Origin of the sequence: Curtobacterium sp. NPDC086286 (assembly GCF_044746255.1) — a bacterium.
Classification (GTDB): domain Bacteria; phylum Actinomycetota; class Actinomycetes; order Actinomycetales; family Microbacteriaceae; genus Curtobacterium.
Genome location: NZ_JBIVBW010000006.1, coordinates 84,220 through 90,582, shown reverse-complemented (window position 1 = coordinate 90,582; position 6,363 = coordinate 84,220). Strand labels below are relative to the sequence as shown.

Below are 6,363 nucleotides of genomic sequence, written 5' to 3'. Positions count from 1 at the left end.
GGGGCCGGGGGCCCCCCCCCCCCCGCCGGCCACTACCCCGGCCGGGGCCCCCGGGCGCCGGGCCGCGCCCCCCCCCCCCCCCGGGGGGGGGGGGGCCGGGGGCCCCCCCCCCGCGCCTCCTGTGCGTCACCCTGCGCGCGGGGCGCGACCCGTGGTCGCGTCCGCCCGCGCGCTCAGCGCTCCTGCGGTTGCTGCGTCTCCGGGGCGTCGAGGACGGCCGTCGAGGAGGTCGTGACCTGGACCTCGGTGGGGCGACGGTTGGTGCGGGTGCGGTGCGAGCTGAGCTCGTCGTTCTGTGCGGTCATGGGGATGTCCTGGGGGTGTGGGAAACGGTGTCGGTGGGAAGCCGACGGCGATACGGTACCTCTTCGTCAGGACAAAGCGACAATCCCACGTTGGGGTGTCAGCACGGCGTTCACGGAACGCGGACGGTCCGGCATCCGAGGTCGGTCTCGGGCATGCCCGAGCCGGCGCCGACGGCGGTCGTGCAGAGGGTGTGCGACCCGCTCGCCAGCGGGACCGCGAAGCGGTAGCCGGAGCCGATCGGTGCGTCCGGGTGCACCTTCCGGACGTCGTTCCGGGTGAGGCCGGTCGTGCCGGTCGCGAGGACCCGCCCGGCCTCGGCGACGCGGATCGTCAGCGGCCGGGTCGTGTCCGGGTCGTAGGCCCAGCCCGCGACCGTGACCCCCGTCGCGGTGGCCGCCGGTGCCTGGTCGTGCCCGCGCGGGTCGTGGGCGCCCACCGGGGCCGCCGACATCCGGACGGGCGCCGCGGAGGTGCTCGTCGCGGTCGAGCCGTCCGGGTGCCGGAGCGTGACGGTCGCGTGGTAGCTCCCCGCCGGCAGCGTGCCGAGGACGAACGGCACGCTGTTCGCACCCTTCGTCACGGCCGCGCCGTCCACCAGCACGCGCTTCGTCGTCGTGCCGTCGCGCGTCACGGTGACCTTCGCGGTCGTCCCGGCGGTCCAGGCGGCGTCGTGGAACCCGATGCGCGTCCACCCGTCGGCTGCCGGGTCCGCGCGGAGGTGGAACGACTTGAGGTGCCAGACGGCGGCGCCGCGGTCCTCGTTCGGGTCCCAGCGGAGGCTCGTGACGACCTGCTTCCACCCGGGGCTGCCCTTCGGCATCGTCTCGTCGAGGGGGTTCGTCGCCGCCAGGTCGATGCGGTTCTCGCCGGGCTCGTTCGGGCCGACCGGGGTGGCGTTGGCGCCGGAGAAGGTCAGGACGTCGTTGCTGACCTGCAGGCCCTTCGCGCCGCGGACCGACCACACCAGGCGCGCCATCTTCCCGCCACCGGGGGCGTTGCGGAGGTCGTAGGCGCCGTCGTACGACATCGACCAGGACAGCCAGTGGTACTGCTTGCCGTCGAAGGCCGACACCGGGAAGACGACCTCGGGGTCGCGCACGATCGGGCCGGCGTTCTGCGCGGTGAGGCCGACGGAGCTCCAGCTGCGGAACCGGGCGTTCTTCAGCGTGACGCCGCGCCCGGCGACGCCGTTCGTCAGGACCCAGGAGCGCCCGCGCTGGACGGCGGCGAGGTCCTTGCCCTGGTCGGGGTTCGGGCTGTCCACGACCGCGATCGGTCGGGCGACGACCCGGAAGGTGCCGTAGTCGCCCGCCGGCAGGGCGTCCTGCGGAGCGGACCCGCCGTGGAGCCGGGTCCAGTCGATGCTGACCTTCCCGCTCGGGCTCTCGCCGGTGTGGACGACGATCGGCTGCACGCGGAGCAGCGTCGGCTTCGAACCGGTCCAGGGGACGTGCCCGCCCATGACGGACTTCCCGGTGAGGTCGACGTCGACGACGTGGTTCCCCTTCTCGACCTTCGCGGTCACGCCGCCCATGCAGCTGAGCGATCGTGCCGCGCAGGTGAACCAGCTGATCGCGATCTGCCGGCCGGCGTACGGCTGGTCCATCGAGACGGAGAGGTGCGTGTAGCGCTTCGTGTCGATCGGGTGGAGGGCGCCGTCGCGGCCGTAGGGCAGCGTGCCGGGCATGGTCTCGACCGGGGAGAAGTAGGTGGAGCGCTCGAGGGTGCCGATCAGGTGGCCCTTGCTGATCGAGTAGCGGCCGTAGCCGACGCGGTCGGTGTTCTGGTCGGCGGTGTTGCTGTAGTCCCAGGGGTCGCCGAAGGTCTCGGTGGCGTAGTCCGGCGACTCGGTGTAGGTCGGCACGGTCGCGGCCGTGGCGGCTTCGGCCGGCGCGGTGGTGGCCGGGCCGACGGCGGTGGCCGCGGCGACGGCGAGGACGCCGAGGACGGCGACGACGGCGCGGCGGGCTGGTCCCTGTGTCATGGTGCTCCCCTGGTCGACGCGGTCACCGTACCCAGGAGTGCGCACGCACCTCACCCCCGAGTCAGGGTGCCGCCCGACCGAGGGTGGGCACTTCGGAGGACTAGTGGAACCAGTCCTGCACGCGGATGTCGCGGAGCGCCTGGCGGCGGATCTCCGGGTCGAGCGTCATCACGTAGACGGTGCCGTCGAGGTGGTCCACCTCGTGCTGGAGCGCCTCGGCCATGAGCCCGGTGCCCTCGAGCACGACCTCGGCCCCGTCGACGTCGACCCCGCGGACCTTCGCGTACGGGTACCGGCGCGTGGGGTACGACAAGCCTGGGACGGAGAGACAGCCCTCGTCCATGAGCTCCGGCTCCCCCGACACCTCGACGATCTCGGGGTTGAGCACGTAGCCGACCTCGCCGTCGACGTTGTACGAGAAGGCGCGCAGACCGACACCGATCTGGGGAGCGGCGACGCCGGCGCGGCCGGGCTCCTTGACGGTGTCGACCAGGTCCTGCACGAGGTCGCGGATGCCCGCGCTGCCGAGCGCGTCTGGACGGATCGGGTCGGCCGGGGACCGGAGGACGGGGTCGCCGAACAGGCGGATGGGACGGACGGTCAATTTACTGCAGCACCACCAGGAGGTCGCCGGCGTCCACCTGCTGGGTCACCGGGATCGCGAGTCGGCCGACGGTCCCCGCGACGGGTGCCGTGATGGCCGCTTCCATCTTCATCGCCTCGATGCTCGCCACGGCCTGTCCGGCTTCGACGACGTCACCGACGGCGACCTTGAGCGTCACGACACCGGAGAACGGTGCTGCGACGTGCTTCGGGTCGGTCTTGTCCGCCTGCTCGGCGGCCTTGGTCTCGACCTCGATCGAGCGGTCGCGGACGTACACCGGGCGGAGCTGCCCGTTCATCGTCGCCATGACCGTGCGGACGCCGCGCGCGTCGGCCTCGCCGATCGCCTCGAGCCCGACGAACAGGTCCACGCCCTTGCCGAGCGGCACGACGTGCTCCTGCTCGGGACGCAGGCCGTACAGGTAGTCGACGGTCGGCACGACGGACAGGTCGCCGTACTGCTCGCGGACGCGCTCGAACTGCTGCGTCGGCTGCGGGAAGAGCAGGCGGTTGAGGGCCTGTCGCCGTTCGGGACCGGGGGTGTCCAGGTGTGCGCGCTCGGCGTCCGGCACCGGCGTGATCTCGAGCCGGACGTCGCGGCCCGCGAGGACCTTCGACCGGAAGGGCTCGGGCCAGCCACCGGGCAGGTCGCCGAGTTCGCCGGCCATGAAGCCGACGACGGAGTCCGGGATGTCGTACTTCTGCGGGTTCTGCTCGAAGTCGACCGGGTCGGCGTCCACCGCGGCCAGCTGCAGCGCGAGGTCCCCGACGACCTTCGACGACGGCGTGACCTTCGTGGGGCGGCCGAGGATCCGGTTCGCCTCGGCGTACCAGTCCTCGACCTGCTCGAAGCGGTCGCCGAGCCCGAGGGCGATGGCCTGCTGGCGGAGGTTCGACAGCTGACCGCCGGGGATCTCGTGCTTGTACACGCGGCCCGTCGGACCCGGCAGGCCGGACTCGAACGGGGCGTACGCACGCCGCACCGCTTCCCAGTACGGCTCGAGGTCGCCGACGGAGTCGAGGGAGAGCCCCGTGTCGCGCTCGGTGTGCGCCAGGGCGGCGACGAGCGCGGACATGCTCGGCTGGCTGGTCGTGCCGGCCATCGGCGCGGCGGCGACGTCCACCGCGTCGGCACCGGCACGGGCCGCGGCGAGGAGCGTCGCGAGCTGTCCGCCCGCGGTGTCGTGCGTGTGCACGTGCACCGGCTGGTCGAAGCGCTCCCGCAGGGCGGTGACGAGCCGCTCGGCCGCGCCGGCGCGGAGCAGGCCGGCCATGTCCTTGATGCCGATGACGTGCGCACCGGCCTCGACCATCTGCTCCGCGAGGCGGAGGTAGTAGTCGAGCGTGTAGAGGTCCTCGGACGGGTCGAGGAGGTCGGCGGTGTAGCAGAGCGCCGCTTCGGCGACGGCCGTGTCGGTGGCGAGCACCGCCTCCAGGGCAGGACGCAACTGGCTGACGTCGTTGAGCGCGTCGAACACGCGGAACACGTCGACACCCGTCGCGGCCGCCTCGGCCACGAACGCGTCCGTCACCTCGGTCGGGTACGGCGTGTAGCCGACGGTGTTGCGTCCGCGGAGCAGCATCTGGATCGGGATGTTCGGCATCGCCTCGCGCAGCGAGGCGAGCCGCTCCCACGGGTCCTCGCCGAGGAAGCGGAGCGCCACGTCGTAGGTGGCACCGCCCCAGGCCTCGACGCTGAGCAGCTGCGGCGTGAGTCGGGCGACGTACGGGGCGACCGCGACGAGGTCCTTCGTGCGGACACGGGTCGCGAGGAGCGACTGGTGGGCGTCGCGCATCGTCGTCTCGGTGACGGCGAGCTCGGTCTGGCCGCGGAGCGCCTTCGCCCACTCGGCCGGACCCAGCAGGCGGAGGCGGTCGCGCTGCCCCTCGGGGACCGGGGCGCCGAGGTCGATCGTCGGCAGCTTCTCGCTCGGCTCGACGGTCTGCGGGCGACGCTCGCCGTTCGGCTTGTTCACCGTCACGTCGGCGAGCCAGTTCAGCACCTTCGTGCCGCGGTCCTTCGAGACGTGGCCGCCGAACAGCTGCGGGCGCTCCTCGATGAACTTCGTCGAGATGTCGCCGCGGTCGAAGTCGGGGTCCTCGAGCACGGCCTGCAGGAACGGGATGTTCGTGGAGACGCCGCGGATGCGGAACTCCGCGAGGGCGCGCTTCGCCCGGGCCACCGCCGCCGGGAAGTCCCGCCCGCGGCAGGTCATCTTCGCGAGCATCGAGTCGAAGTGCGGGCTGATCTGCGCGCCGGTGGCGACCGTGCCGCCGTCGAGGCGGACGCCCGCGCCACCCGGGCTGCGGTACGTCGTGATGCGACCGGTGTCCGGGCGGAAGCCCTGCGTCGGGTCCTCGGTGGTGATGCGTGTCTGCAGGGCGGCGCCGTGCACCCGGACGCTGTCCTGCGACAGGCCGAGGTCGCCGAGGGTCTGCCCGGCGGCGATGCGCATCTGCGACTGGACGAGGTCGACGTCCGTGACCTCTTCGGTGACGGTGTGCTCGACCTGGATGCGCGGGTTCATCTCGATGAAGACGTGCTGGCCCGCACGCTCGCCCTCGGTGTCGAGCAGGAACTCCACCGTGCCGGCGTTCACGTACCCGATCGACCGGGCGAAGGCGACGGCGTCGCGGTGCAGCGCCTGCGCGATCGCCGGGTCGAGGTTCGGCGCCGGTGCGATCTCGACGACCTTCTGGTTCCGGCGCTGGACCGAGCAGTCGCGCTCGAAGAGGTGGATCGTGCCGGCGTCGGTGCCGGTGGCGTCGGCGAGGATCTGCACCTCGATGTGGCGCGGCCGGATCACGGCCTGCTCGAGGAACATCGTCGGGTCGCCGAAGGCGCTGTCGGCCTCGCGCATCGCCGCTTCGAGGGCCGCACGCAGCTCGGGCTTCGTCTCCACCCGGCGCATGCCACGGCCACCGCCACCGGCGACGGCCTTCGCGAACACCGGGAACCCGATGGCGTCCGCGCCGGCGAGGAGTTCCTCGATGTCGCGGCTCGCCGGGGTGCTCGCGAGGACCGGGACACCGGCCGCGACCGCGTGCTCCTTCGCGGTGACCTTGTTGCCCGCCATCTCGAGCACGTGCTCGCCCGGGCCGATGAACGTGATGCCCGCGGCGGCGGCAGCGGCGGCGAGCTCCGGGTTCTCGGACAGGAAGCCGTAGCCCGGGTAGATCGCGTCGGCACCCGACTCACGTGCGACACGCACGATCTCGGAGACGTCCAGGTACGCCCGGACGGGATGTCCGCGCTCCCCGATCAGGTAGGCCTCGTCCGCCTTCAGGCGGTGCAGGGAGTTGCGGTCCTCGTACGGGTAGACGGCGACGGTCTTCGCCCCCAGCTCGTACGCGGCACGGAAGGCACGGATGGCGATCTCGCCACGATTGGCGACCAGGATCTTGCTGAACACGAGGTCCCTTTCAGCCCGGGTTGAGGTGAGACAACCCTACTGGCGGTAACGTTGCTC

General features: G+C 72.5%; 4 protein-coding genes. All 4 read right to left on the bottom strand.

Going from position 1 to position 6,363, the window contains the following annotated elements; genetic code table 11:
* Positions 1-173: 173 nt before the first annotated feature.
* The 4 genes from ACIPKM_RS12210 to ACIPKM_RS12195 all read right to left on the bottom strand — a co-directional run bounded on the left by ACIPKM_RS12210 (position 174) and on the right by ACIPKM_RS12195 (position 6,306).
* Positions 174-305, bottom strand: a complete 132-nt coding sequence (locus ACIPKM_RS12210) for a hypothetical protein (RefSeq protein WP_258027649.1) — start codon at positions 303-305, stop codon at positions 174-176.
* A 110-nt stretch (positions 306-415) separates the two neighbouring features.
* Complete coding sequence (locus ACIPKM_RS12205) at positions 416-2,290, bottom strand: hypothetical protein (RefSeq protein ID WP_402736820.1); 1,875 nt, start codon at positions 2,288-2,290, stop codon at positions 416-418.
* A gap of 100 nt (positions 2,291-2,390) precedes the next feature.
* A complete protein-coding gene (locus ACIPKM_RS12200; protein WP_402736819.1) occupies positions 2,391-2,894 on the bottom strand; it encodes a peptide deformylase in 504 nt (167 codons plus the stop codon).
* A gap of 1 nt (position 2,895) precedes the next feature.
* The gene (locus ACIPKM_RS12195; protein WP_402736818.1) at positions 2,896-6,306 is read right to left on the bottom strand and encodes a pyruvate carboxylase; all 3,411 of its coding nucleotides are present in this window, start codon (positions 6,304-6,306) and stop codon (positions 2,896-2,898) included.
* Positions 6,307-6,363 lie beyond the last annotated feature (57 nt).